The following is a 26,460-nucleotide window of genomic DNA, read 5'->3' on the forward strand; positions in this document are numbered from 1 at the left end:
ATTTTGGTGCTAAAGCCGGGCTTTTGGCCTCGGGTATCCTGTACTACCGCCCGAAATAAATCCCTCGATTTGCGGGTCTAAACAATAATATCGCACCAATTTTTTTAACATTTCGCAGAGATAGCCCCATTGGGGTGAGGTAAAAGAGTATGAGTCTACTGGTGGTCGCCAACCTGTTGGTGATGTTGGCCCTGTTGTGGGTGCTGTACCGCATGCAGCAGAAACACATGAAGTTTACCCACAGGGTATTTGCCGGTTTGGGCCTGGGCGTGGCCTTTGGTCTGGTGTTGCAATTGATCTACGGAGTGGACTCTCCTGAGCTGGCGACCTCCATCGATTATTTCAATGTTGTCGGCAAGGGCTATGTCCAGCTGCTGAAGATGATCGTCATGCCCCTGGTGATGGTGTCCATCATCAGCGCCATTCTCAAGCTCAAAGACGCCGAGGCCCTGGGCCGAATCAGCGGCCTGACCATCGGGGTGCTGCTGATCACCGTGGCCATTGCCGGCCTCATCGGGTTCTTTGTCGCCAACCTGTTTGGTCTGACTGCCGAGGGGCTGACTCAGGGCGCCCGGGAAGCGGATCGTGCCGCCTACCTGATGTCTCGTGAGGGTGCGGCCACCGGCATCTCCATCGCCAATACCCTGGTCAACCTGATCCCCGCTAACCCCTTCCTGGATATGACCGGAGCCAGGGATACCTCCATCATCTCCGTGGTGATCTTCTCCGCCTTTGTCGGAGTGGCTGGTTTGGGCCTGCACCGCAAGCAGCCGGAGGTGGCTGAGCGCTTCGACCGCATCGTGGAAGTGGCCTATGCAGTGGTGATGCGCATCGTCACCCTGGTGCTGAGGCTGACCCCTTATGGGGTGATGGCGTTGATGACCAAGGTACTGGCCACCAGTCAGTTCGCCGACATCTTTAATCTGATCAACTTTGTGGCCGCCTCCTACCTGGCCCTGGGACTGATGTTCCTGGTGCACCTGGGACTGATTATCTTCTTCGGCGGCAACCCGATCACCTTCGTACGCAAGGTGCTGCCGGTGCTCACCTTCGCTTTTACCAGCCGTACCAGTGCCGGTACCATACCGCTGAACATTCAGACTCAGACCCACAGACTGGGGATCCCGGATGGCATCGCCAACCTGGCGGCCTCCTTCGGGGCCACCATAGGTCAAAATGGCTGCGCCGGCATCTATCCGGCGATGCTGGTGGCGATGATCGCCCCTACCGTGGGCATCGATCCGATGACGCCGACCTTTATCGCCACCCTGATCGCCACCATAGTGGTGGGCTCTTTTGGCGTGGCCGGTGTGGGTGGTGGTGCCACCTTCGCGGCGCTGATCGTACTGACCGCTCTGGATCTGCCTGTGGCCCTGGCGGGCCTGCTGATCTCCATCGAGCCGCTGATCGACATGGGCCGGACCGCGCTGAACGTGAATGGCGCCATGACCGCCGGTTTTGTTACCAGTCGGGTCTTGGGTCAGACCGACATGTCGGTGTATAACTCTGAGCAGGAACTGGACGTGGATCTGGAGTCGGCCTGAGCCGCCCAAGAATAGGATCAAGGCCGCCCCGAGGCGGCCTTTTATTTGGAAGATGCAGAGTATGAGAATTGTCATTATCGGGGCGGAAGCCGCCGGAATGAGCGCCGCCGCCAAGGCCAGACGCACCGACCGTGAGGCGGAGATCATTGTGTTCGAACAGTCCCAGGTCGTCTCCTTCGGCGCCTGTGGCTTGCCCTATTACATTGGTGACAGTTTCGATGATAGTGGGTTTATGGCGGAGCGCAGTGTCGAGCAGTTCCGCGATTCCGGCATCGATCTGCGCGTTGGCCACCGTGTCGAACGGGTGGATATGGCCAAACGCACCCTGCTGGTCACCGATCTGGACAAGGGCCACAGCTTTCCCCAGCCCTTCGATAAGCTGATGATCGCCACCGGCGCTGCCCCGGTGGCCCCTCCCATTGACGGCCTGGAGCTGGACAGGGTGTTTTTCCTTAAGACCCTCGAGGATGGCCTGACCATCAAGCCGTTGCTGGCATCCGACGAGGTGCAGGACGTGGTGGTGATCGGCGCCGGTTACATCGGTCTGGAGGTGGCCGAGGCGTTGGTTCACCAAGGCAAGCGGGTGCGGGTGATCGAACGTGCCGGACGGGTCCTCAGCGAATCCTTCGATGCCGAGATCAGCGAACTGATGGAAGCGGAGCTGATCCGCCAGGGGGTGCAGCTGCACCTGAATGAGTCTGTGACCTCTCTGGAAGGGGAGGGACAGGTCCGTCAGGTGGTGTCGGAGCTTGGACAGTATCCGGCCGATCTGGTGATTCTGGCCACCGGAGTGAAGCCCACCACCGAGTTTCTGGCCGATACCGGCATAGACCGTCTGGCCAACGGTGCCATCGTCATCGACCCTCAGGGGCGCACCAGCTTGCCCGGTGTGTATGCGGCTGGGGATTGCGCCACCGTGCCTCACAGAGTGAGTGGCCGTCCTGCCTACCTGCCTTTGGCCACCAGTGCCAACAAGCTGGGAAGGATGATCGGTGAGAATCTCTGTGGCAGGGAGAAGGTGTTCCCGGGAACCCTGGGCAGTGCCGGGGTCAAGGTGCTGGGCTTGGAGGCGGGTCGCACCGGCCTGAGCGAGCAGGAGGCCCAGGCTCAGGGGCTGGCCTTCAGCACCGTGGTGATTAACGACAAGAACACCACCAACTATGTGCCGGAACAGCGTGATCTGCGGGTGAAGCTGGTGTACCGCACCGAGGACAAGCGCCTGTTGGGGGGCCAGGTGGCCGGTGGACCGGGCGCGGTGCTTAGGGTGGATGCCTTGGCGGCGGCCATCGTTGGCGGTTTGACCACCGAAGACCTGGGGATGCTGGATCTGGTCTATGCGCCCCCCTTTGCCCGAACCTGGGACGCCCTCAACGTGGCGGGCAACGTAGCCAGGTAAAGCCTGAACGGAAGAGGGAGCCAACAGGCTCCCTTTTTTGGGGCTAGTGTCCCTCTATCCGAATCGTCCTGGTCATGGCGGTCAGGTCGGTGATCTCCACCTCCTGCTTGATGGTGTCCCGGCTGAATTTGGTCAGGTGCTTGGCCATTCTGGGATCCGCATTGTACTGGGCGGCAAACACGGCCACCGGGATATCATTGCACTTCAGCGCCCGCGAGACATGCATCAGGCTGTAGCCTGAGTGGTTCAGGGTGCGATCCATCGAACGCCAACTTTCGGTGACGGCGGTCAGGCAGAGTTGGGTTTCTATTCTGTCATCGGCGGCAACAAACTGAGTGTCCTGAGCCATGGCGGTACTCAGCGAGCCCAGGGCCAGCAGTCCGGTCATCAACAGTGCTTTCATCATCCAGTGTCCTTCTGTGGGTGGGTTTAAGCACACCTTGGCAGAGTGGCAGGGAAAAGCTGTTAGCAGATGATGAGCAGTTGTAACCGCCTTAGACTGCTCATATGAGGAGTTCACGGCAGGTGCGATGGCTTTCATAGGGTTAGCCGCCTAAAACCGCAGAGGTTGGTTATGGCCGCTTACAGCTGGACACAGTTTGACATCAACGGTGGCATGAGTTGGCACGCGGCGAAGGAGTCGCTGCGCCAATAGGGCGAGGTGCCGGGCTCTTGGGAGAGCCGGAGAATGAAAAGGGGCGGCTCAGGCCGCCCCTTTCTGAGGATGTTAGCGAATCAGGCTAAACAGGAAACTGTCCAGAGATTCCAGCTCAGCAGTGCCATCTTCGGCCACGGCAAAGCTTCGGGTCAGAACCTGTTCGGTCCCTTCACTGCCAAACCAGTAGAGGTGGTGACGCTGGGGTGAGGCTTCACCATTGGGGCCAACAGGGCTCAGTTCCAGGCCGGAGCCGGTCTGGTACCAGACCATCTCGAAGGCGGTGGGGGCGTTGGGATCTTCGTCCGGGCATTGGGCCAGATCGACCCAGCCTGTTCCCTGCTGGTCTGTGGCCACCCCATTGAGGTGCAGATCCAAGACGCAGCCATCCTCGCCTGTGGCAGACAGCCGCAGGTCCAGAGGCGCTTCCAGTCCCTCAAGGGTGAAGGGGCGTACCAGGCTCATGCTGTATTCGCGAATCTGGCCTTCATCCTCTTCGGTGACCTTCATTACGTCGCCGTCCAGGCCCTCTGAGGGCAGCTGGATCAGTACCCAGTCATTCTCGCCAAACTTCATCAGCAGTTGATGCTGGGCGTCGATGAGCCAACTTCCGGCCAGAATTTCGGTATTGTCGCCAGTGGAGTCCATCTCCTCCAGCCACACCTGGACACGACCCTCTGGCATAAAGTGGAGCAGGGCTTCGAAGTCGCTGTCCTTGGCCAGGTAGCGGTTGCCCACCAGGGCGGCCATGGCGGTCTCATCGGCCACCAGGTCCGGGTTGGTTGGCTCTTCCCCGGGCTCAACGCCATCATCGGGCTCCTGGCCGTCGTCAGGCTCGAAGCCACACTCCTCGGCGTCTTCCACTTCACGCAGCTCAGGTGTACCCAGGTTGGCCAGGAAGGCGTCCATGGCCACCTGGTTGAAGCCCCACTGATCGCTGCGGGTCAGGCCCTCGCCAAGAACAAAGCCGTGGCGCACCGCGCCCTCATACTCGGTGAGAAGGGGCTGAGCGCGGCGACGATGGGTGAAGGAGTGGCCCCACTCAGGCAGGTCCAGTACCAGGCCCATGGGCGTCTTGCTCCAGCTGGCGTCGGCGTTTTCTTTCAGCTCGGGAGCGCCGCAGCCGTTGTCATCACACTCATCGTGCTCAACCACATAGAGTTGTACCTTACCCTGGTCCTCCTCGATGGAGCCCTGCAGGGCGATGGCCAGGCTGGTGTCGTCGTCACCGCCGATGTAGACCAGCTTGGGTTCTTCGGTGGTGGCGTCATTCATCAGTTCGGCCAGGGTCTGAACCGGACCTGTGGGCAGAACCACCTGGTTGCACCATTGAACAGAAGCGTCACACTCTGCCCGGTAGGGCAGCATGGCGCGACTCTCAAGCTGCTTGAAGGTCATCTGGTAACCGCTGGCGCCTTCTGGGAACAGCTGATCGCCACTGAACAGGGATTTCCACTCGTGCTCGCCCTTGGCGTAGCGCTTCAGCTTAAGGTCAGAGAGGTCCAGTTGCTGAGCCCAGACCTGCTGGCGGCCATCCATATCGGAGCTGACGATGACGGAGCCATCCTCCTCCAGGGAGACAACCTCCACCTGGTCGTTCATCTCTGCCCAGGCTTCCCCTTTCCACACCAGCATGCCGCGTTGTTCATCTTCGCTGACCTCGACAAAGCCGGCATCGGGGCCGTCGTAGCGGAAGCGGTTAAAGGTGATCAGGGACTCGACCTTCTGGATCTGCTGATAGCCCAGCTCGCGCTCCTTGATGCACTGGTTGGTGCTGGCGTCGAAGAACACATCGGAGTGGCCATCCAGTTCGAACATGCCCCCTTCGGACTCGAGCAGGGTCACCAGGCTGGCCTCTTCCAGGTCGCCACGCTCACGTTTGCGCTCGACTCTGTCCTGAACCTCTTCGGGGTCAAGAGGCAGCTCGCCGGCAACCTCATCGGCGATGGTGTCGGCATCGGGCTCCTGGCCGTTGGCTTCCGCCTCATCGACCCGGTTTACCAGACGCTCCAGGTTTTCGGTCAGGGTTTCGGCGATGGCATCCGCGACTTCGTTGTCTTCGGCATCACCACCGGTGCCGCCGTTCTGCTCGACGGCGTGTTTCGCCTTGGCAGTGACACGGGCGACCACCTGGGCGACCCGGTGCAGTCGTTTGTAGCCGTCGCCATTGGCCTGCTGTTGTTTGCCGGCAATGTAGTCTTCCACCAGGCTCAGGTCTGAGCCCAGAATGCCCAGAGTCTGTTCCAGGGCCGCGGCCGCGGTCTCCTGGTCCACTCCGGCTCTGTCCATCTCAGAGGCGAGCAGGGTGGTCAGGGGGCTGACAAACTCCACCACACCGGCCGGTGCCGTCATGGTGTAGCCCTGGGTCAGCACTACGCCCGGGTTGTCTTCATCCTCGGTCTGGCCGGCGATCACCTTAACCAGCATCTGCACCTGGCTGAGATCCAGGGCCGCATCGAGGTTTTCGAAACTGTACTGGCCTCCGGCCTGGGTCAGGGTGCTGGGCTCATCGGCATCGCATTCGCCGTTGCTGTTGAGATCCAGGCACACCTGGGCATTGACCAGGTAACCATCGGCGGTGGCGCCTTGAAGGCTTTGGCCTGGCTGGGGTTCGGGTTGCGGAGCCGGGGCGGAGTCTGAGGAGCCGCCGCCGCAGGCGGTGAGTTGGGTCAGTGCCGCTGTCAGGGACAGGGCGATAAGGTGGCGCTTGAACTGCATAAATCTACCATCTCCAATGGTTGATCCTATCCAAACGCTGTCTTTGGCTGTATGGAGCCCCAAAAACAAACAGGGGCCCTCCGCTGGAAACCCCGCTATCTCACCTGGGCGAGACCGGAAGCTTTGCGTCCCAACCTCACGGTTGGTTTGCCATTGTCAGCGTAACGAAAATCGAACCCAAGGCTCGGTTTTATCTTGGGTCGGGCCCATTAGAGCATGGTGAAGTGAGGGTGTCAGTGGGTGTACTTGGTGCTGAGATTAAGTGATGAGCGCCTGTAAATATTATCTTTACAAATCAGTTGTTTGAAGTGGCGCTAAGAGGCCGAACCAGTTGAGCTGATTCGGCCTGAGGGGACTATTTGAGGATTTCGGCCAGATCCTGCTCCAGGGAGTGCTCAGGAGTCTCGACGATGCGGCCGATCTCCTTGCCATCCTGGATCACCATGAAGGTGGGGATACGCTTGAACTCGTAGGCGGCAGCCAGGTTCTGCGGATCGGATTTCTGGCGGTCGACACCGATGTAGCGGGCCGACAGATTGTCATTGTTCACCAGCTCCAGCAGCTTGGCAAAGCGTGGGGTCTCGCGATGGCAGTCGGGACACCAGGTGCCGATGATCACTACGATCTCGGTGGGGGTGTCTACCGCCTTCAGGGCATCAATCCACTTGGATTCGGGGGCGTAGCTGTCGAAGTTATCGCCGTAGCCGGGGATCGCTTCCATAATATCGGCCATGGCCAGTTCACCGGTCAAAATTACCTCCTGTTTCTCCTCTTGGGTGCAGGTGGCGAAGGGACCTTTCTGGCCCTCTTCGAAACCACAGCCGGAGTTTGCCATAGCGGAGGTGCTCATCAAAGCCGGGGCCAGCATCATGGCCAGCAAAGTTGTCTTTTTCATGGTGCTCTCATTCTCTCTATCCTGCTGATCAGTCTGACTCAGAATTGTCGACTATGTTCTTCCAGAATTGTGGAAACGTGACCGGGATCGGTCAAAACCGAACAGGGGTAGGCAATGAAAAGGGGAGCCGAGGCTCCCCTTGTGTCATTGAGGTGTTTACCTTACTTCTCGTTCAGCCACTGGGCCACACGTTTGGCGAAGTAGGTCAGGATGCCATCGGCTCCGGCGCGCTTGAAGCAGAGCAGGGACTCCATCACGATCTTGCGCTCGTCCAGCCAGCCGTTCTGGATGGCGGCCATGTGCATGGCGTACTCGCCGCTCACCTGGTAGGCGAAGGTGGGCACCTGCAGCTCGCTCTTCACTCGACGTACGATGTCCAGGTAGGGCATGCCAGGCTTCACCATCACCATATCGGCGCCCTCTTCGATGTCCATGGCCACCTCTTGCAGGGCCTCATCGGAGTTGGCGGGATCCATCTGGTAGGTGTGCTTATTGCCACCTTTGAGGTTGCCGGCTGAACCGACCGCATCGCGGAAGGGACCGTAGTAGCTGGAGGAGTACTTGGCGGAGTAGGCCAGGATCTGGGTGTTCACATGACCCGCCTCTTCCAGGGCGTCACGGATGGCACCGATGCGGCCATCCATCATGTCGGAGGGTGCCACAACGTCGGCACCGGCTTCTGCGTGGGACAGGGCCTGTTTCACCAGCACTTCGGTGGTGATGTCATTGAGGATGTAACCCTCGTCGTCAATGATGCCGTCCTGACCGTGGGTGGTGAAGGGATCCAGGGCCACGTCGGTGATCACGCCCAGCTCGGGGAACTCACGTTTCAGGGCGCGGACCGCTTTCTGGGCCAGACCCTCTGGGTTGTAGGCCTCTTCGGCACCCAGGGATTTCTGCTCCTGAGGGGTAACCGGGAACAGGGCTACGGCAGGCACACCCAGCTCTACCAGCTCGCGGGCCTCTTCGATCAGCAGATCGATGGAGAGACGCTCGACGCCAGGCATGGAGTCGACCACTTCCTTACGGGCATTGCCCTCCAGAACGAACACCGGATAGATCAGATCGTTGACGCTCAGCTGGCTCTCGGCCATCAGGCGGCGGGAGAAGTCATGGCGACGCATCCGACGCATACGGCGGCGGGAAAAAGGTCCGGTTACAACGGTCACTTGCAGCTCCTTATGAATGAGGGGGTATCGCCAAAGACCGATCACGGTGTGACGGGGGTCAAGGCCGATATGACGGCGTCAATATTAGCAAACTCTACTCCTTAAGGCAGGAGCTTAATCACACTTGAAACAGGCGCTTGGCATTCTGTAGACAGTGATGGGACAGCGCATCCACGCTTTGGTTGCGCAGCTCGGCCACTTTATTGGCGATGTGTGGCAGCCATCTCGGTTCGTTGCGCCGTGTCTTGGGTTTGGGGCGGATATCCCTGGGGAGCAGGTAGGGAGCATCGGTCTCCAGCAACAGGCGATCATCGGGGATCTGCGGCACCAGCCTGGCAAGTTCTGCGCCCCGGCGCTCGTCGCAGACCCAGCCTGTGATGCCGATGTAGAGATCCAGCTCCAGGGCCTGTTGCAGCTCCTGTTCGCTGCCGGTGAAGCAGTGCAGCACACCGCCGCTGAGGTCGCCGCGCACGTCCGAGACCATGGCGGTGAACTCCGCTCCTGCATCCCGGCAGTGCATCAGCGCCGGTTTGCCCAGATCGCAGGCCAGCTTGAGCTGGGCTTCGAAGGCGCGGCGCTGGTCCGGTCTAGGAGAGAAGTCCCGGTTGAAGTCCAGGCCGCACTCCCCGACGGCCACCACCTTGGGGTGGCGGCACAGATCCTCGATGTGTTCTATGCTGGCGGCGTCAAAGTGACTGGCGTAGTGGGGGTGGATGCCGGCGGTGATGAAGATGCCGGGATACTGCTCCGCCAGTGGCTGCAGCTGTTGCGCTTCCTCCAGGTCACTGGCCAGGCCGATAAGGGTGTCGACCCCGGCTTCCCTGGCGCGGGTAAGCACCAGTTCAAGGTCGTCCCTGAACTGGCTGGAGGTCAGGTTTACGGCGATGTCGATCATTGCACTCGCTTCACCCGGGCGCTCTTGCTGCTGCCCTCCTGGGTCAGCATAAAGGAGCCCAGGGAGGCCTTTTCGATGGTGACCGGTTTGTCCTGCTTCAGGCGGAAGCGCTTGGAGTCGATCTGCTTCCACACCTGGCCGTTGTCCAGGGTCACGATGAACTTGCCGTAGGGGTCTTTCTTCAGCTTGTTGATGCTGGCCTTGATGGCTTCCGGCTCTTCGGGACGTTTATCGCTCAGCCCAAAGCGCTCGTCGGCATCGGCCGGTGCCGCTGCCTGAGGGGCGGCAGGTTTGGCGGGGATGCCAGCGTGGGCAGGCTTACCCAGCTTGTCGAAACACACCAGGCGATCCAGCTTGTCATTTAGGCTGGCGCAATTAACCACGGACTCGGCGGCCTTGTCGTAACAGGCCAGGCGCTGGATCTGGTCTTGGATGGCGTGACAGGCCGCGTCTGCGGCGGAGACAGCTGCCGGGGCTAGCAGCAGGGAGAATACGGCGGTCTTAAGCATAACTGTTCCTTGATTAAACGTAAGGACCGCCGTGACTGGGCTACTCTTCGGTAGGCTCCTCTTGCACCTCTTCCTCTTCATCGTCCTTAGGTTGGTACAGACGAGAGAAGAACACGCCTCCCTCAAACAGCAGCAGCATAGGCAGAGCCAGCATGGTTTGAGAGATGATGTCCGGCGGCGTTAACAGCATACCAACAACGAAGGCGCCGACAACAATATAGGGGCGATTTTTCTTAAGGTCGTCCGGGGTGGTCATGCCGGTCCACACCATCAGTATCACCGCCACCGGAATTTCGAAGGCGAGGCCGAAGGCGAAGAACAGCTTGAGGACGAAGCTCAGGTAGCTGTTGATGTCCGTGGCCACCTGCACTCCTTCCGGAGCAACGCTGGTGAAGAAGCCGAACACCACGGGGAACACGATAAAGTAGGCAAATGCGATGCCGCCGTAGAACAGGATGGAGCTGCTGAACAGCAGAGGGAAGACCAGCTTCTTCTCATGCTTGTACAGTCCCGGGGCGATAAAGGCCCACACCTGATACAACACATAGGGCATGGCGATGAACAGCGCCACAAACATGGTCAGCTTGAACGGGGCGAAGAAGGGGGACGCCACGTCCGTTGCGATCATGGAGGCGTTCTCCGGCATCACCTCCAACAGGGGCAGCGACAGGAAGTTGTAGATGTCGTTGGCCCAGTAGGCGAGGCTGGCGAACACGAGCAGGATGCCGCCTATTGCGTGCAACAGGCGGTTTCTCAGCTCGAGCAGATGACTGATTAGGGGTTGCTGCTCGGACATACTTACTCTGCGGTTTTACCCGGTTCAGCGGCTTTCTTTTCGCTGATCTCGGGTTGTGGCGAGACAGTGGGGGTGGATGCGTCGGGCTTGCTGTCGTCCATCTGGTAGGGGCGGTTCACCGATTGCGCGGCGGAACGCAGTTCCTCGATAGACTGTTTCAGACCGGGATCCAGAGACTCGAGTCCTTTGGACTCCGCCTTCTTCAGATCCGACTGCAGCTGCTCGATCTTCAGCTCCTGTTCGAGCTCATCCTTCACCGAGTTGGCCATGCGCTTGATGGTGCTGACCCAGCGGCTGATGCTGCGCACCGCCACTGGTAGACGTTCGGGCCCCAGAACCACCAAGCCCAGAACGGCAATCAGGACCAGTTCAAACAGGCCGATACCGTCGATCATAGTGGTTTAGGCCTGTTCTTTGTTTTTCTGCTCGGCAGTGGTGTTGTCCTCTGCTTTGCTCTCTTCGATCGCTTTCTTTTCTGCGCCCTTGTCTTCGTCGCCCATGGCTTTCTTGAAGCCCTTTACAGCGCCGCCCAGATCAGAGCCCATGCCGCGCAGCTTCTTGGTACCGAACAGCAGTACCACGATGAGTGCGATGATAAGAAGTTGCCAAATGCTGATGCCGCCCATGTTGTCTCCGGGGTATTTAACAGGTCAATAAACGATGTTCAATGTAACAAGTATCGGCGACATTTTCACTGGTTGTTAAGTCGCCACCCTTTGGCCCAACAGGCCAGCCCGGTCAGGGCAAGGGTTATAGAAGGCCAGATTGTACTGAATTTCCCTATCAATAGTGTGCCCGAGATCAACAAAACCGAGCCAATAATGAGGAAGTAGTGACTATTGTGAATTGTTCGACGCTGATTTATGTAGCGCTCCATCACACCTTGCGGATGTCGCAATAGCGCCTTGCTCAACTGTAAATTGTCGTGGATGAGATCCGGCATCTCCGGAAGCTTCTCCAACCAGAAGGGCAAAGCCTCCTTTACCCGCTTCATTTGAGCCGAGGGTCCAAGCTGTTCCGCCATCCACTGCTCGAGGAAGGGTTTGGCGGTCTGCCACAGGTCCAGCTGGGGGTACAGCTGGCGTCCCAGCCCTTCGATGTAGAGCAGCGTCTTCTCCAGCAGCACCAGCTGAGGTTGCACCTCCATCTCGAATTCACGGGCACAACGGAACAGCTCCACCAGCAGGTGGCCGAAGCTGATCTGTGACAGTGGCTTGTTCTCCAGCGGCTCAAGCACCTTACGCAGGGCCTTTTCAAACTCCACCGGGTTGGTGTCGGCGCTGATCCAGCCCGAGTCGATGTACACCTGGGACAGGCGCGAGTAGTCCTGGTTGAAGAATGCCAGGAACACATCCGCCAGGTAGCGCTTGTCGTTCTCGGTGAGACTGCCGACGATGCCGCAGTCGATGCCGATGTACATGGGGTCGTCCGGGTGCTCCCGGCTGACGAAGATGTTGCCCGGGTGCATGTCGGCGTGGAAGAAGTTGTCCCGGAACACCTGAGTGAAGAACACTTCCACGCCGCGCTCCGCCAGCAACTTCATGTTGGTGCCCTGGGCCTTGAGGGCCTCGATGTCGGTCACCGGGATGCCGTGAATCCGCTCCATCACCAGCAGCTTGCGCCGGCACAGCTCCGGGTAGACCCGGGGGATGTAGAGGGCGGGGGAACCGGCAAAGTTGTCCCGAAGACGGCGGGCATTGCTGGCTTCCTGCACCAGGTCCAGCTCCGCCAGGATGGTCTTGCGGTAGTCCTCCACCACCTCAATGGCGCGCAGAGGCTTGCCCTTGCGGGTGTTGTGAACCAGCCGGGCGCCGGCCTCCATCAGGGTCAGGTCTGCCAGGATCACCGCTTCGATGTCCGGGCGCACCACCTTGAGAATCACCTCTTCACCGGTGCTGCGCAGGGTGGCGGTGTGCACCTGGGCCACCGAGGCGGAGGCCAGAGGGGTGATGTCGAAGTGATCGAACAGGGTATGGATCTCATGGTCCAGTGCGGACTCGATCTCCGCCTTGGCCAATTCGCCGTCGAAGGGAGGCACCTGATCCTGCAGTTGGGCCAGGGCATCGGCGAACAGGTCCGGGAGCAGATCCCGTCGGGTGGACAGCATCTGACCGAACTTGATGAATACCGGCCCCAGACTCTGAAGGGCCAGGCGCACCCGCACCGAGGGGTGGGCATCGAGGGACTTGCGACCGACCCAGAACAGGCTGGCGTCCATTAGCTTCAGGGGCAGAGGGCGGCGGTGTTCCGGCAGCAGTTCAATTAGGCGGTACTGGCGAAAGGTACGGGCGACCTGGTAGGCCCGTTTGATGGCGCCCCAGCTCATGAGCGGGACTCCAGTGCCGCTAACCGGCTGGCAAGGGCCTGGGTGCGTTGTTCCAGCTCATCCACCTGACGGCAGAAACTGGCAACTTCATCGGCGGCGGGAGAGACCCGTCGCTCCTCCACCAGGTAGTCCCCCAGGTGTGCCTGGGTGGCGCTGACATGCTTCTTGCCCATGGCAAATAGGCTCTGTCCCAGGTTGTGTACCCGGTAGGCCATGCCGTCGCCCAGCACCTTACTCAGAGGCTCGGTGATGTCCGGTTCGATGCCGGTCAGCACCTGGGCCAGTTTACCCACCAGCTGCATGTCGCCGCTGATCTCCAGCTTCTTCTGCTGCACCAGCTCCGACAGGGGGGCGCCCTGCTGGATATCGGCCAGCACCGACAGGCTGACGGTCAGGGTTGCCTGAGGCTCACCGCCGTAACGGCTGTAGACCTGGATGGGGTGATTGAGGATCAGGAAGAGCGGCCAGGGCAGCTCCGCCAGTTGCAGTTCCACAACCTGTCCCCGGCAATCAGCCAGGGGACGAGGATCGGGATGGTACGTCAGCAGGTGCCCCAGCGCCGCTTCCAGGCTGCCTGCTACCAGGGTCGCAAGGTGCATATTACCTCAGGATCAGAATTTATAGCCGCGGTGCAGGGCAACCACACCATTGGTCATGTTGACGTAGTCAGCCTGGTCGAAACCTGCGTCCAGCATCATCTGCTTCAGGGTCTCCTGATCCGGGTGCATACGAATGGACTCAGACAGGTACTGGTAGCTCTCGGCATCGCCAGCCACCATGGAGCCCATGCGGGGGATCACCTGGAAGCTGTAGAAGTCGTAGGCTTTCTGCATCATCGGGTTCAGGGGCTTGGAGAACTCCAGAACCAGCAGCTTGCCGCCTGGCTTGAGGACACGCTGCATGGAGGCCAGCGCCTTGGCCTTCTCGGTGACGTTGCGCAGACCGAAAGCGATGGTGATGATGTCGAAGTGGTTGTCCGGGAAGGGCAGGGCTTCGGCATTGGCCTGAACATAGTTGACGTTGCCCACCACGCCCTGATCCTGCAGCTTGGCTCGGCCCACTTTCAGCATGGAGTCGTTGATGTCCGCTAACACCACCTCACCCTTTTCACCCACCAGCTGAGAGAACTTGCGGGTCAGGTCGCCGGTACCGCCGGCCAGGTCCAGCACCTTCATGCCGGGACGGGCGGCGGCGCACTCGATGGTGAAGCGTTTCCAGTACCTGTGTACGCCAAAGGACATCAGGTCATTCATCAGGTCATATTTGGATGCGACGGAATGGAATACGTCGGCCACCATTTCGGCCTTCTTGTCGGCTTCCACCGTCTTGTATCCGAAATGGGTCTTGTCCCCGTTGTCTGCCATGAGCGGGCATTCCTATGTTTGCTAGCTGGAAATTGGACACAGTCTACACTTTAAAGCAATGAACAGAAATGGTGCGGGATCAATCTGTAACCCTTATCACTGTGGCGCACGACGGTGATCGGACTCATGGGGACAGACAGGCCACAGGACACAGGGATGTGAGAGTTACAATTTGGCTTCTCCTTTTGCTGATGCCGAGCCTGCCCGGGTGGGCGGAGGAGGTGCCTCAATGGCGAGACTTCTTCCTGCCAGAGCGCCTGGTTCCCATTGAAAGACGCTTTGGCGAACAGGGGCTTGCCCAGGTTCATGAACTCAAGGCCTTTATCGAGGCCAGACTGGCGATGAAGTTGCCCGCCCATGATCATCTTGCTGCGGTCAATGACCACTTCAACCGTTACCACTTCGTTGCGGATGCCACTCACTGGAACCGGGATGACTACTGGGCGACGCCCTTCGAATTTGTGGCCAGCGGCGGTGGGGACTGTGAGGACTTCTCCCTGGCCAAGTTCTTCACCCTGAGGGTGCTGGGCCTCTCCTCTGAACACCTCAGGCTGATGTACGCCAAGGCTCTGGAACTGAATCAGGCGCACATGGTGCTGATCTACCTGGAGAGCGACAGCGCCATGCCCCTGGTTCTGGATAACCTTAACCCCAAGATACTTCCCGGCGACCAACGTCCGGATCTGTTGCCTGTCTACGCCTTCAACGGTGAGGGGTTGTGGCGGGCCCGGGCCTTCGATCAGGGCGTGCGCCTGAAACAGGGCGACAACGGCATACTGCTGTGGCAGGACCTGCTGCAGCGACTGGCAGGAGACTCCTCATGACCCTATTCCGACTCCTTCTCATCTGCCTGGTCCTGTTGGTGGCCTCTCTGACCGCCACCACCCTGCTGCTGTTTGTCCGCGGCAGCCAGGCTTATCTGGTGGAGCAGCTGGCCAGCCATGGTCAGGACACCGCCACCTCATTTGGGTTGTCACTGTCGCCGGTGTTGGCCGAGGGGGACTGGGTGTTGGCGGAGTCCATGGTGGACGCCATCTTCGACCGGGGCGATTACGCCTCCCTGGAGCTGGTTGGCCGTGACAACAGGCTGGCGCGCCGAATCACTGGGTCGCCAGAAACCGCCCCCGGCTGGTTCCGGGAGTGGATAGACCTCAAGGTGCCGATGCGGGAAACCGAGATCAATGCCGGTTGGCAGCTGGTGGCGACCCTGCGGGTGGAGGTCAATCCCGAACCGGCCCTGGTACACCTCTACCGTATCTCCCTCAATGCGCTTCTGGTGGCCCTGGTGGTGGCGGCGGTGGCCATCTTCAGCGGCGCCTGGGGCCTTCGCTGGATCCTGGCGCCGCTGAAGTCGGCACAGGCCCAGGCGGAGGCACTGAGGCGACGCAGCTTCCTGCGTCAGCAGAAGTTGCCCTGGGTGTTGGAGCTCAAGGCGCTGACCCTGACCATGAATCGGATGGTGGAGAACAGCGAGTTGCAGTACCGGCAGCAGTGCAAGCGGATGCGTCAGCTGCAGCAGAACTGTTTTATCGATGCCGAGACCGGCCTGGGCAACGGCACCCGTGGCCGGGACCGGCTGGACAACCTGCTTAAGGATCGGGAGGTGGAGCAGGGGGTGGTGGTGCAGGTGCACCTGTCGGGCCTGGAAGGCCTGGAGCGCAGCCGCGGGGTGGCCGCCCAGCAGCCGCTGATGGCGGGGATCACCGAGCTGCTGCGTCAGCAGCTGGCACGCTTCCCCTTAGGACGCCTTTATCGCATGGGCCAGGCCGACTTCTGGGCGCTGTTGCCGGGCATCGAACTGCAGGACTGGCTGCCCCAGGGGGCGGAGCTGGAACAGCATTTGTGCCAGCGGGTGCAGCAGGCGGGGGCCACTCGGGCAATGGTGGCGTCCGAAGCCTTCATCTTTGGCGGTGAGGTGGCCGAGGTGGAGCAGCGACTCCACGGGCAGTTGCAGCGGCTGCTGGCCGGTGAGCCCGGCCCGGCGACGACTGTAGTACCCAGTGATCAGGTGGCTCAGAGCCAACGGCTGGATGCCATGCTGGCGCACCCGCCCAGATTGCTTGCTCATCAGGTGATCGACCGTGAGGCCCAAACCCTCTACTACGAAGTGCTGACCCGTTTCCATGACGGTAAGCAGTGGCGTACGCCCGGGGCTGTGGTGGTGTTGGCGCAGAGGCTGGAGCGTCAGGTGGAGGTGGATCTGCTGGTGCTGGAGACCCTGCTGTCGCAGCTCAGGCAGGCGCCGGTTTCCCAGACCCTGGCCCTGAACCTGACCACGGCCTCCCTGCTGTCCCAGCACTTTATCAGTCGGCTGCGGGACGCCGCCCGGGAGGCGTCAAACCTTGGGGCCACCCTGGCGGTGGAGATCCCGGAGCAGGCCGCACTGGAGTATCGCGATGGCTGTCGCCACTTTGTGACGCTGATGCAACAGCAGGGCGTGCCGGTCTGGTTGGATCATGTGACCCCGGCGGGATTGGCGGAGCTGGAGAGCCTGCCCGTGGAGGGGATAAAGCTGGATCCGGCCTACAGCCGGCATATGAACCAGGAGGGCAGCTACGAGTCTCTGCTGCCACTGATGGTCACCGCGGCCCACGCCCGCAACGTACTGGTGGTGGCGGAACAGGTAGAGGAGCACTCAGTGGCTGAGCGCCTCCACGATTTTCAGGTGGATGGGTTGCAGGGTTTCGCCTTTAGCGGCCCGGTTGCCTTCAGTGAATTGCCGAAAGGCGGCCGCTGAGATAGCTGAATACCAGCTCGCTCAGAGCCTGGCCGATTTGACGGCGACCGGCGTCCGGACCTGCGGGGTGGCAGGCGGGCGCCCCTTCAGCCAGGTGCAGGTAGGCGCAGCGATGATGCCGCGCCAGGTGAAAGACACTGTGCAGTGCATCGGTTAGCGGGATGCCGGCAACGGTCTCTGCCGAGCTGGCCAGGCCGGCCACCGCGTCCAGGTCCAACTCCACTCCCAGTGGCCGACCAGCCAGGTGCAGGTCATCGCTGATCCTCTCCAGAGCCTGGGCCAGGCTCAGTTCCCGTCGCACCCAGATCGCCTGGTAGCTGGTCCAGCGCTTGTCGGCCTCCTGCAGGGCCGCCAGGCTGGTGCTGTTGTTCTTCAGTTCGTGCAGGCCCAGAACGTGGTAGTAATCCAGCGCGCCCTGTTCGTGGGCATAGGCGAAGCCATTGCCACTGTGACGCCCCTCGGTGGCTCGAAAGTCGCTGTGGGGGTCCAGGTTGACCGCGGAAAGAGGGCCATCGATGGCTTCACTGGCACCCGCAAGTATGGGGTAGGCATTGTTGTGTCCCCCGCCGATGACGATGGGCTCCAGGCCGGCGGCAACCACCTGGGCGACAACCGGTTTGAGCAGGGCATCCAGTTGCTCGGTAAGCTGGCGCAGGGTGGCCAGCTCCTGTGGGTGGTCGCTGGAAAGGCCCTGGGCCTGTTGCTGCAGGGATTCGGTACGAATCTCCCCAAGCAGCAGAATCTGCTCCCCCCCAAGGAAGGCGTTGGACTGCATATTGGCGAACTGGCCGAGGAAGGCGTGCCAGGCATCGGTGGCGCCGCCGCGGCCCAGGTTGGCCCGGGGACCGAGATCCTCCGGTACCCCAAGCAGCACATAGCTGGCGCCCTGTTGCCTGGCCTGGGCCAGAATCTGGGGAAGGGTGTGTCCGCTCAGCTCGCCGGCCAGCAACCAGTGCTCACCCTGATGGGCCTCGCCGGCACGGTGAGACAAAAACCGCGCCAGGTAGGCGCGGTCAGCCAGTTGCAAGGGCATGATCAATCGATGTCCAGTGGATCAGGTGACAGGATGATGCCGGTGGAATCGGCGTAGACATGATCTTCGGGCAGGAAGGTGACGCCGCCGAAGTTCACCGGCACGTCCACGGCGCCCTCACCGGTCTGGTAGGCACCCACCGGGATGGGGGCCAGGGCCTGAATGCCGATGTCGATATCTTCCAGGGCATCCACTTCGCGGACGCAGCCATAGATGATCAGGCCTTCCCAGTTGTTGCGGGCGGCCAGCTCTGCCAGAGACGCATCCACTAGGGCGCGGCGCAGTGAGCCGCCTCCGTCCACCAGCAGGACCTTGCCGGTGCCGTCCTGTTCAAGGGTCTCGGCGATCAGCACATTGTCTTCGAAACACTTGATGGTGTGCAGTTCTCCGCCAAAGGAGTTACAGCCACCGAAGTTGCTGAACATGGGTTCCACCACGTCCACCTGTTCGGCGTACAGATCGCATAGTTCAGAAGTGTTGTAGTGCATGATGCCCTCCTCGCATAACTGGTGCAGCTCAAGTATAACCGCAATTTTTACCGTTGAAATGCGGCTTTTGTGGCAGAACTCATTGTTTGTTAATCGACTTTTAGTAATCTTTGCCGTCCGCCGAAAATGATGTGTTGTAAATTAACGAAATAAATCAACCTCAAGGCGGCTTTTGGCGTGACCCTGATCACGTTAAGGGCATAAATGTATTGATGTTAACAACTTGTTTGCTACCATTTCTTACAGTTTGATTAATGATTCACCAGACAGTTCGGGGCAAGGAACCCCCAGTACCAGTCAGGGTCGAGGGGATCAGTCAGTCGTTTTCTTAAGGTTAATACTATGGAACTGAACCTGGTTGAAGTAGTCGGTCACATGGCCTCCGTTATGGTTGCCATCTCTCTGATGATGAAAAACATTGTTCGCCTGCGTGTGCTGAACTTCATCGGTTGCTCTCTGTTCGTTATCTACGGTCTTATCATCGATGCATCTCCGGTGTGGACCATGAACGCCTTCGTGGCCAGCGTAAACGTCTACTACCTGGTTAAGATGTTCCGCGAGCAGAAGTCACCTCAGGCAGAGGGGGCGTAAGCCACTTTCTCCTGGAAAAGGGTCGCCAATGGCGGCCCTTTTTTGTGCCCCGCTCTCCCCGCCTCAAAAACCACTCCCGCAGCTCGCTGTGTCACCAAACTGACCCTCCCCTGTCATGTGAGTGTCATTGCCGATAACTAAGGTCTGAATCATTCACTCGACGAGGCAGACTCTCATGTGGCAACGACTGGATAGCTGGGACAAGCGCTGTTTCCTGATACTCAACCGCGCCGCGGATCGCCCCCTGTGTCAGCTGGCGGCGCGTCAACTGTCCCGCAGTGGTGATGGAGCCGGCTATGCGCTGTTTGCCCTGGTTGCGGCTGCGGCGGACCCCCATCAGGGGCCGCTGTTGTTCGGCTTGTTGCTGATGGCTTACGCCATCGAGCTGCCTCTTTACTGGATCCTGAAAACCCGATTGCGTCGAGCCCGCCCCTGTCAGGCGGTGGCTGGCTGTCGGGCCCTGGTGGACCCTCATGACAGATTCAGCCTGCCCTCCGGCCACAGTGCGGCAGCCTTTCTGTTTGCCACCATACTGTGCTGGTACATACCGGAACTGGGCCCCTGGTGCTTCCTCTGGTCTTGCGGCGTTGCCTGGGCGCGGATAGTACTGGGTGTCCACTATCCGGGTGACGTGGTGGCCGGCGCTTCCCTGGGGACTATGGCGGCCCTGATGAGTATGAACATGCTGCTTTAGGAAAGGACGTCAAATGCGAGTTTTGTACGGAATTCAAGGAACAGGAAACGGCCATCTGACCCGCGGACGGGTGATGGCCCCCGCCCTGGCGGCGGAAGGGATCGAGGTGGACTACCTGTTCTCCGGTCGGCCCAGAGAGCAGTTTTTCGATATGGCGCCCTTTGGCGACTTCGATTGCCGCGCCGGACTGACCTTTGCCACCAAGGGTGGCGAGGTCAGCATGTGGGGCACCTACAAGAAGAACAGCCTGCGTCAGTTCTGGCGTGACGTTAAGGGGCTGGATCTGAGCGATTACGATCTGGTGCTGAATGACTTTGAGCCCATCACCGCCTGGGCGGCCCGTCAGCAGGGCAAGGAGTGCGTCAGCGTCAGTCACCAGAACGCGTTCCAGCATAAGGTGCCGGTCGTTGGCCAGCGATGGATAGACAGGATGATCATGGAGAAGTTTGCTCCGGCCACCATTCACCTGGGGTGTCATTGGCACCACTTCGGCTGTGATCTGCTGCCCCCCTTCATTGAGCCTCCCGAGTCTCAGGCCAGGGATGTGGGGCATCTGCTGATCTACCTGCCGTTTGAGGAGCCAGAAGAGATCGCCGCCCTGTTGGCCTCTGTGCCCGAGATTCAGTGTCACGTCTACCATGGCAAGCCGGCCCCGGCCAATCTGCCTGGCCACATTCACTGGCACGGCTTCGAGCGTGCCGGGTTCCATCAGCACCTGAGCGGCTGCTCAGGGGTGGTGTGCTCCGCGGGCTTCGAGCTGGTGTCCGAAGCCCTGGTGCTGGGCAAGAAGTTGTTGCTCAAGCCCCTCAAGGGCCAGTTTGAGCAGAAATCCAATGCCCTGGCCCTGGAGCTGCTGGGGGCCGCCCGCACCATGAAGCGGGGTGACCGGGAGGAGATCCGGGCCTGGATGGCCTCCAGTGCCCAGGAGGTGATCCACTACCCCCAGATGGGCCAGATGCTGGCTCGCTGGCTGGCCAAAGGGGAGTGGCATAAGGTCTCCGAATTGTGTCAGCAGGCCTGGAGCGAAGCCAGGTTGCCGGAGAGCTGGAAGCACAAATGGGCCTACGCCTATTGAGTCTGCTGTTTGTTAGCGCGCGCAAAAAAAAGGAGCCGAAAGGCTCCTTTTCTTTTCTCTCAATCACTTGTCGCTGTAGTGGATCTGTACATCCAGCAGGGGTTCCCGGCTGCCCTTGGCGGCCTTGAGGCGCTTGAGGTAATCCTCCCACATGGTGCTCTGATTCATGGCAAAGGCGTAGAGGATGTCCCAGGAGAACAGCCCGGAGTCATGGCCATCATCGAACACCAGCTTCACCGCGTAGTTGCCCACAGGTTCAATCTTGTCGATGTTGACCATCTTCTTGTTGGTCACCAACACCGGGTTGCCGTGCCCCTGCACTTCCGCCGAGGGGGAGCAGACCCGCAGCAATTCACAGCTGAGCTGGGCGGTCTCGCCATTCTCGAATCCCACCTCGAGGATGCGGGACTGGCGTTTGAGTTTCAGTTTGGTCACCTTTGGGGCCTGACGCATGATCCACTCCTTGTCGGTTAGAGGATGAAGCGGGAGAGATCTTCGTTCTCTACCAGCATATCAAGATGGGCATTCACGTAGTTGGCGTCGATGGTCATCGCTTCGCCCCCCTTGTCAGATGCGTCGAAGGAGATCTCCTCCATCAGCTTCTCCATCACAGTGTGCAGGCGGCGGGCACCGATGTTCTCTGTGCGCTCATTCACCTGCCAGGCCGCCTCGGCGATGCGCTTGATGCCATCCTCGGTAAAGGAGATGGTCACCCCTTCGGTGGCCATCAGCGCCCGGTACTGCTCGGTGAGGCTGGCATTGGGCTCAGTCAGGATGCGCACGAAGTCTTCGGCAGACAGGGCTTCCAGCTCTACCCGGATGGGCAGGCGGCCCTGAAGCTCGGGGATCAGGTCCGACGGCTTGGCCAGCTGGAATGCGCCGGAGGCGATAAACAGGATGTGGTCGGTCTTCACCATGCCGTGCTTGGTGTTGACGGTGCAGCCTTCCACCAGGGGCAGCAGGTCACGCTGCACCCCTTCCCGGGACACATCCGGGCCGGAAGACTCACCACGTTTACAGATCTTGTCGACCTCATCCAGGAAAACGATGCCGTTCTGTTCCACAGCCTCGATCGCCTTCTCCTTCAGCTCCTCCGGATTCACCAGCTTGGCCGCTTCCTCGTCGATCATCAGCTTCATGGCATCGCGAACCTTCATCTTGCGACGCTTGCTGGGCTGGTTGCCCAGGTTCTGGAACATGGACTGCAGCTGGCTGGCCATCTCCTCCATGCCCGGAGGGGTCATGATCTCCACGCCGGCGGCAGACTGGGCCACGTCGATGTCGATCTCCTTGTCGTCTAGCTGGCCTTCGCGCAGCTTCTTACGGAAGGTCTGACGGGTGGCGCTGTCGGTCTTGTTGTCGTGGGACCACTCATCCTTGGGTTTGGGCAGCAGGGCGTCGAGGATGCGCTCCTCGGCGGCCTCCTCGGCGCGGAAGCGGTTGCGTTCCACCTCCATGTCCCGGGTCATCTTGATGGCAGAGTCGGTGAGGTCGCGGATGATGGTCTCCACCTCTTTGCCCACATAGCCCACCTCGGTGAACTTGGTGGCTTCCACCTTAATGAAGGGCGCCTTGGCCAGCTTGGCCAGGCGGCGGGCGATCTCGGTCTTACCCACGCCGGTCGGGCCGATCATCAGGATGTTCTTCGGAGTCACCTCCTGGCGCAGCTCGCTGTCCAGCTGCATGCGACGCCAGCGGTTACGCAGGGCGATGGCTACCGCTTTCTTGGCGCCCTCCTGCCCGATGATGTGACGGTTCAGTTCGGAAACAATCTCTCTTGGGGTCATCTCGGACATGGTGGTTAACCCTTGGTAGTCAATTCTTCGATGGTGTGGTGCTGGTTGGTGAACACGCAGATATCTCCGGCGATTTGCAGGGACTTGGCGCAGATATCCCGCGCACCCATCTCAGTGTTCTGAACCAGGGCCAGGGCGGCGGCCTGGGCGTAGTTGCCGCCGGAACCGATGGCGATCGCCTCGTGTTCGGGCTCCACCACGTCGCCGTTGCCGGAGATCAGCAGGGTGGTCTCGGCGTCGGCCACAATCAGCATCGCTTCCAGCTTCTGCAGGGAGCGTTCGGTACGCCATGCCTTGGCCAGTTCCACGGCGGCCCGGGTCAGCTGCCCCTGATGGGCACTGAGTTTGGCTTCCAGCAGCTCGAACAGGGTGAAGGCATCGGCGGTGGCGCCGGCGAACCCGGCCAGTACCTTGCCGCCGCTCAGCAGGCGAACCTTGCGAGCGTTACCCTTCATCACTGTGTTGCCCAGGGAAACCTGGCCGTCACCGGCGATGACAACTTTGTCGCCGCGGCGAACCGAAACTATGGTGGTCATAGTGAATCCTTATCTGTCGTCGGGCCTGTGCCCGACAGGGGAATCTTCTCTTGCGTTGAGATAGATGTGGGGACGGGCATCCCCGCCTTCAACCCCGAAGCGATTGATTTCGTGATCCCCTGTTAACCTTTGGCCGGGTTGGGGGATTGATCAAGGGAGAAGTTGAGAATGGTGTGATCCCAGGGTGAACCCGCCCTGGCCTCATTATTCATAGCGCTGGCGTATCGATTCCGGCATATGAGCCAGCTGGCTCTGCTTGAGGGCCTCGAACGCGGTGAGCAGGGGGGCGGTGTCGCAGCGGTCGATCCTCGGCAGGGCGTGGGCGACCGCTTCCAGGGTCGAGAGGCTGTCGGCCCGGCGAGCCTTGCGGATCTGATAGTTGCCCTGGGGCAGTTCCCCAAAGCTGACCTTGGGCAGGGATTGCAGCCAGGGATTGAGCTGCAGCATCCGATGCACCTTCTTCCAGGTGCCATCCAGAACCAGCAGGTGGCCGGGCTGGCAGTCGCTGCCCATGGACTCCAGTGGCGTGGCATCCTCATCTGGATAGAGCAGCCATACCGGGCGGTTTTCCCGATTCAACGACGCCCGCAGGTCGGCAAAATCCGTGTCGGTTTCGCCATCGACCAGGGTGCACCCCTCTAGCACCAGAGAGCACAGATGGGCGGTGCCCTTGGCGGATTTGGCTTCGGAGGGGTGGCGCAAGATGGTCACCTTGTGGCGACTGACGCAGTGGCCCAGAGACGGGCACAGGCAGACGCTTTGGGGTCGCAGGCAGCGCGGACACTGTTGGCGTTGACTCATGCTCGGCTCTCCATTTCACTACCCAAAGAGAAAGGCCGCCCTAAGGCGGCCCGATGCGTCAGTTCCACAGCCAGATTTGGCAGGTGTTGATGCCACCCCGCTGCAGGGCGTGACGATCGCTCTCTGCCAGGCGCTTGCGCTCGTAGGGGCCCAGCCTGACCCGGTACCAGACGCCGTTGCTGCCCTCGGTGCGGCGAATCTCAGACTCCAGACCCATAAAGGCGATGCGTGCCTTCATCGCTTCCGCCTGATCCTGGGTGCGGAAGGAGCCGCACTGCATCTGGTAGGGGCCCTTGAGCTCCTGTTTGGGCACCTCAACCTCCACCTGTTTCTCAGGCAGGGTTTCGATGTACTCCCAGGTCTCCTTGGGCTTTTCCGGCAGCTCAGCCTCGGCCTTGGATTTTGGCTTGGGCTTGACCACTTCAGCGGCCGGCTGTGGCTCAACCACCTCGTCCGAGGCACCCTGGATACTCCACAGGAAGTAGCCAAAGCCAGCGATCAGCGCCAGCACCACCACCAGGCGAACCCAGGGGAAGCTGGCTTTTGCAGCGGCCTTGCGGCCACGGCTACGGGGCTTGCGCCCCCGCTTGGCGTAGTCGCGGGTGGCCATGGATTACATCCGCTCCAGGGTGTTGATCCCCAGCAGGCCCAGGCCCACCTTCAGGGTGTTGGCGGTGGCCGCACACAGACGCAGACGGCTGGCCTTGGTGGCCTCGGCCACGTCATCTTTGTTGATGGGGCAGGCTTCGTAGAAGCTCATAAAGGCGCCAGCCAGCTCATACAGGTAGGTGCACATCAGGTGCGGGGCGCCCTTGGCGGACACACTGAGTACCGCATCATTGAACTGCACCAGCTTCTGAGCCAGGGCCTCCTCCTTCTCCGCGTCGATCACCACTTCGCCGCTCAGGGCATCGGCGCTGACGCCGGCCTTGCGGAAGATGGACTGGATGCGGCTGAAGGCGTACAGCATGTAGGGGGCGGTGTTGCCCTCGAAGGTGAGCATGTTGTCCCAGTCGAACACATAGTCGGTGGTGCGGTTCTTGTTCAGATCCGAGTATTTCACCGAAGCCATGGCCACGGTGCTGGCGATGGTTTCCAGCTCGTCGCCCTGCAGGTCCGGGTTCTTGTCACCAATCAGCTTCAGGGCGCGCTGGTGCGCTTCTTCCAGCAGATCCGCCAGTTTGACGGTGCCGCCGGAGCGGGTCTTAAACGGCTTGCCGTCTTTGCCCAGCATCATGCCGAAGGCGCAGTGCTCGGTGCTGGTGGTTTCCGGCAGGTAGCCGGCCTTGCGGGCGATCAGCCAGGCCTGCTGCAGGTGCTGAGCCTGACGGGAATCGATGAAGTAGAGGATGCGGTCGGCATCGAAGTTGTCCACCCGGTACTTGGCGGCGGCGATGTCGGTGGTGGTGTAGAGGAAGCCACCGTCACGTTTCTGGATGATCACACCCATGGCGTTGCCGTCTTTGCCCTTGAACTCGTCGAGGAACACCACCTTGGCGCCGTCATCTTCCACCGCCAGGCCTTTCTCGGTCAGGTCGTTGACGATCTCGGGCAGCAGCGGGTTGTACAGGCTCTCGCCCATGATGTCGTCGTTGCTCAGGGACACACCCAGGCGATCGTAGATCGCCTGGTTCTGAGCCATGGTGATGTCCACCAGCTTGCTCCACATGGTGCGGCAGTACTCGTCGCCACCCTGCAGCTTCACCACGTAGTTACGGGCGCGCTCGGCGAAGGCCTCATCGTCGTCGTAGTGCTTCTTGGCTTCCCGATAGAAGGCTTCCAGATCGGACAGGTCCATATCGGAGGCGCTCTCGTTCTCCATCTTCTCCAGGTAGGCGATCAGCATGCCGAACTGGGTACCCCAGTCGCCGATGTGGTTGGCGCGGACCACCTTGTGACCCAGGAACTCCAGGGTGCGGGTTACCGCATCGCCGATCACTGTGGAGCGGATGTGGTGGACCGCCATCTCCTTGGCCACGTTGGGGGCGGAGTAGTCGGTGACAATGGTCTGAGGCTGAGCCAGGGCCGCCACATTGGCGCGGCTCTCATCGGTGGCGATCTTCTCCACCTGCTTGCCCAGCCAGCCGCTGTCCAGGAAGAAGTTGATGAAGCCGGGACCGGCGATCTCTACCTTGGAAACCAGTTCGGAGGCGGGCAGGGTATCGATGATCGCCTGGGCCAGCTCACGGGGATTCTTCTTGGCTGGCTTGGCCAGCATCATCGCCAGGTTGGTGGCCAGATCGCCATGGCTCTTGTCTCGGGTTCGGTCTACCTGAACTCGGGGCGCTGCGTCGGCGGGAATGATCTCGCGCTCTTTTAGCAGGGTTACGGTCTGTTCAAGTAATTGCTGGATATGTTCTTTCATTGCGACACCGAAAAACTGATGGGGACTGGCCGCATAACGGCTGATGAATCAAACCGCACATTTTAACGCCTAACTAT

The 26,460-nt window shown here is 60.5% G+C and carries 27 protein-coding genes and 1 riboswitch; of the genes, 7 read left to right on the top strand and 20 right to left on the bottom strand.

Annotation, left to right across the window (positions count from 1 at the left end):
- The first annotated feature begins 149 nt into the window (after nt 1-149).
- Together ACN0RV_RS01125 and ACN0RV_RS01130 are read left to right on the top strand one after the other, a co-directional pair.
- Nucleotides 150-1,544 (top strand): L-cystine transporter, encoded by a 1,395-nt coding sequence (locus ACN0RV_RS01125; protein WP_417344805.1) that lies wholly within the window; start codon nt 150-152, stop codon nt 1,542-1,544.
- Between the two features lie 61 nt (nt 1,545-1,605).
- Nucleotides 1,606-2,940 carry a CoA-disulfide reductase gene (locus ACN0RV_RS01130; RefSeq protein ID WP_417344807.1) on the top strand — a complete coding sequence of 445 codons (1,335 nt, stop codon included), beginning with the start codon at nt 1,606-1,608 and terminating at the stop codon, nt 2,938-2,940.
- 43 nt (nt 2,941-2,983) lie between these two features.
- Here the strand turns inward: ACN0RV_RS01130 and ACN0RV_RS01135 are convergent, their stop codons facing one another.
- The 12 genes from ACN0RV_RS01135 to ubiE form a co-directional block, all read right to left on the bottom strand.
- A complete protein-coding gene (locus ACN0RV_RS01135) occupies nt 2,984-3,346 on the bottom strand; it encodes a DUF3718 domain-containing protein (protein ID WP_417344808.1) in 363 nt (120 codons plus the stop codon).
- A 321-nt stretch (nt 3,347-3,667) separates the two neighbouring features.
- Complete coding sequence (locus ACN0RV_RS01140; RefSeq protein ID WP_417344810.1) at nt 3,668-6,313, bottom strand: hypothetical protein; 2,646 nt, start codon at nt 6,311-6,313, stop codon at nt 3,668-3,670.
- Between the two features lie 82 nt (nt 6,314-6,395).
- Nucleotides 6,396-6,475: riboswitch (cyclic di-GMP riboswitch) on the bottom strand.
- A 193-nt stretch (nt 6,476-6,668) separates the two neighbouring features.
- Complete coding sequence (locus ACN0RV_RS01145) at nt 6,669-7,208, bottom strand: thioredoxin family protein (protein ID WP_417344812.1); 540 nt, start codon at nt 7,206-7,208, stop codon at nt 6,669-6,671.
- A gap of 161 nt (nt 7,209-7,369) precedes the next feature.
- Nucleotides 7,370-8,341, bottom strand: a complete 972-nt coding sequence (hemB, locus tag ACN0RV_RS01150) for a porphobilinogen synthase (protein WP_417345380.1) — start codon at nt 8,339-8,341, stop codon at nt 7,370-7,372.
- Nucleotides 8,342-8,495: 154 nt separating this feature from the next.
- Nucleotides 8,496-9,272, bottom strand: coding sequence for a TatD family hydrolase (locus ACN0RV_RS01155; protein ID WP_417344814.1), 777 nt, complete (start codon nt 9,270-9,272; stop codon nt 8,496-8,498).
- Entirely contained in the window at nt 9,269-9,781 is a 513-nt protein-coding gene (locus tag ACN0RV_RS01160) for a hypothetical protein (RefSeq protein WP_417344816.1), read from the bottom strand. Before ACN0RV_RS01160 ends, ACN0RV_RS01155 begins: the two co-directional genes overlap by 4 nt.
- A gap of 40 nt (nt 9,782-9,821) precedes the next feature.
- Nucleotides 9,822-10,577: a twin-arginine translocase subunit TatC gene (gene tatC / locus ACN0RV_RS01165; RefSeq protein WP_417344817.1), complete on the bottom strand. Its 756-nt coding sequence runs from the start codon at nt 10,575-10,577 to the stop codon at nt 9,822-9,824.
- Nucleotides 10,578-10,579: 2 nt separating this feature from the next.
- On the bottom strand, nt 10,580-10,972 hold the full coding sequence (gene tatB / locus ACN0RV_RS01170) for a Sec-independent protein translocase protein TatB (protein ID WP_417344819.1): 393 nt from the start codon (nt 10,970-10,972) through the stop codon (nt 10,580-10,582).
- A 6-nt stretch (nt 10,973-10,978) separates the two neighbouring features.
- Entirely contained in the window at nt 10,979-11,203 is a 225-nt protein-coding gene (gene tatE, locus ACN0RV_RS01175; RefSeq protein WP_417344821.1) for a twin-arginine translocase subunit TatE, read from the bottom strand.
- A gap of 65 nt (nt 11,204-11,268) precedes the next feature.
- On the bottom strand, nt 11,269-12,903 hold the full coding sequence (gene ubiB / locus ACN0RV_RS01180; protein WP_417344823.1) for a ubiquinone biosynthesis regulatory protein kinase UbiB: 1,635 nt from the start codon (nt 12,901-12,903) through the stop codon (nt 11,269-11,271).
- Nucleotides 12,900-13,502 carry a ubiquinone biosynthesis accessory factor UbiJ gene (locus tag ACN0RV_RS01185; RefSeq protein ID WP_417344825.1) on the bottom strand — a complete coding sequence of 201 codons (603 nt, stop codon included), beginning with the start codon at nt 13,500-13,502 and terminating at the stop codon, nt 12,900-12,902. The genes ubiB and ACN0RV_RS01185 overlap by 4 nt, the downstream gene beginning before the upstream one ends.
- 12 nt (nt 13,503-13,514) lie before the next feature.
- A complete protein-coding gene (ubiE, locus tag ACN0RV_RS01190) occupies nt 13,515-14,267 on the bottom strand; it encodes a bifunctional demethylmenaquinone methyltransferase/2-methoxy-6-polyprenyl-1,4-benzoquinol methylase UbiE (RefSeq protein WP_286340691.1) in 753 nt (250 codons plus the stop codon).
- A 158-nt stretch (nt 14,268-14,425) separates the two neighbouring features.
- Between ubiE and ACN0RV_RS01195 the strand changes: the two genes are divergently transcribed.
- Nucleotides 14,426-15,091: a transglutaminase-like cysteine peptidase gene (locus tag ACN0RV_RS01195; protein WP_417344827.1), complete on the top strand. Its 666-nt coding sequence runs from the start codon at nt 14,426-14,428 to the stop codon at nt 15,089-15,091.
- Nucleotides 15,088-17,004, top strand: coding sequence for an EAL domain-containing protein (locus ACN0RV_RS01200; RefSeq protein WP_417344829.1), 1,917 nt, complete (start codon nt 15,088-15,090; stop codon nt 17,002-17,004). The genes ACN0RV_RS01195 and ACN0RV_RS01200 overlap by 4 nt, the downstream gene beginning before the upstream one ends.
- Here the strand turns inward: ACN0RV_RS01200 and ACN0RV_RS01205 are convergent.
- The gene (locus ACN0RV_RS01205; RefSeq protein WP_417344830.1) at nt 16,976-18,037 is read right to left on the bottom strand and encodes a formimidoylglutamase; all 1,062 of its coding nucleotides are present in this window, start codon (nt 18,035-18,037) and stop codon (nt 16,976-16,978) included. The genes ACN0RV_RS01200 and ACN0RV_RS01205 overlap by 29 nt on opposite strands.
- A gap of 2 nt (nt 18,038-18,039) precedes the next feature.
- Nucleotides 18,040-18,525, bottom strand: coding sequence for a ribonuclease E activity regulator RraA (rraA, locus tag ACN0RV_RS01210; protein ID WP_028107845.1), 486 nt, complete (start codon nt 18,523-18,525; stop codon nt 18,040-18,042).
- 342 nt (nt 18,526-18,867) lie between these two features.
- Here rraA and ACN0RV_RS01215 point away from each other — a divergent pair, with 342 nt between their 5' ends.
- From ACN0RV_RS01215 to ACN0RV_RS01225, 3 genes are all read left to right on the top strand, one after another.
- Nucleotides 18,868-19,116 (top strand): YgjV family protein, encoded by a 249-nt coding sequence (locus ACN0RV_RS01215; protein ID WP_028107844.1) that lies wholly within the window; start codon nt 18,868-18,870, stop codon nt 19,114-19,116.
- A gap of 175 nt (nt 19,117-19,291) precedes the next feature.
- Nucleotides 19,292-19,810: a phosphatase PAP2 family protein gene (locus ACN0RV_RS01220; protein ID WP_417344832.1), complete on the top strand. Its 519-nt coding sequence runs from the start codon at nt 19,292-19,294 to the stop codon at nt 19,808-19,810.
- Between the two features lie 13 nt (nt 19,811-19,823).
- A complete protein-coding gene (locus ACN0RV_RS01225; protein WP_417344833.1) occupies nt 19,824-20,885 on the top strand; it encodes an MJ1255/VC2487 family glycosyltransferase in 1,062 nt (353 codons plus the stop codon).
- Between the two features lie 63 nt (nt 20,886-20,948).
- Here ACN0RV_RS01225 and ACN0RV_RS01230 read toward each other — a convergent pair whose 3' ends face one another.
- The 6 genes from ACN0RV_RS01230 to argS form a co-directional block, all read right to left on the bottom strand.
- Nucleotides 20,949-21,338: a gamma-butyrobetaine hydroxylase-like domain-containing protein gene (locus ACN0RV_RS01230; protein WP_417344835.1), complete on the bottom strand. Its 390-nt coding sequence runs from the start codon at nt 21,336-21,338 to the stop codon at nt 20,949-20,951.
- 17 nt (nt 21,339-21,355) lie between these two features.
- Nucleotides 21,356-22,681: an HslU--HslV peptidase ATPase subunit gene (gene hslU / locus ACN0RV_RS01235; RefSeq protein ID WP_417344837.1), complete on the bottom strand. Its 1,326-nt coding sequence runs from the start codon at nt 22,679-22,681 to the stop codon at nt 21,356-21,358.
- Nucleotides 22,682-22,686: 5 nt separating this feature from the next.
- Nucleotides 22,687-23,217: an ATP-dependent protease subunit HslV gene (hslV, locus tag ACN0RV_RS01240; protein ID WP_417344839.1), complete on the bottom strand. Its 531-nt coding sequence runs from the start codon at nt 23,215-23,217 to the stop codon at nt 22,687-22,689.
- Between the two features lie 204 nt (nt 23,218-23,421).
- Nucleotides 23,422-24,018: a tRNA-uridine aminocarboxypropyltransferase gene (locus ACN0RV_RS01245; RefSeq protein ID WP_417344841.1), complete on the bottom strand. Its 597-nt coding sequence runs from the start codon at nt 24,016-24,018 to the stop codon at nt 23,422-23,424.
- A gap of 58 nt (nt 24,019-24,076) precedes the next feature.
- Nucleotides 24,077-24,628: an SPOR domain-containing protein gene (locus tag ACN0RV_RS01250; RefSeq protein ID WP_417344843.1), complete on the bottom strand. Its 552-nt coding sequence runs from the start codon at nt 24,626-24,628 to the stop codon at nt 24,077-24,079.
- Between the two features lie 3 nt (nt 24,629-24,631).
- Nucleotides 24,632-26,383 carry an arginine--tRNA ligase gene (gene argS / locus ACN0RV_RS01255; RefSeq protein ID WP_417344844.1) on the bottom strand — a complete coding sequence of 584 codons (1,752 nt, stop codon included), beginning with the start codon at nt 26,381-26,383 and terminating at the stop codon, nt 24,632-24,634.
- Between the last annotated feature and the right edge of the window lie 77 nt (nt 26,384-26,460).

The organism is Ferrimonas sp. (assembly GCF_048263965.1).
Taxonomy (GTDB): Bacteria; Pseudomonadota; Gammaproteobacteria; order Enterobacterales; family Shewanellaceae; genus Ferrimonas.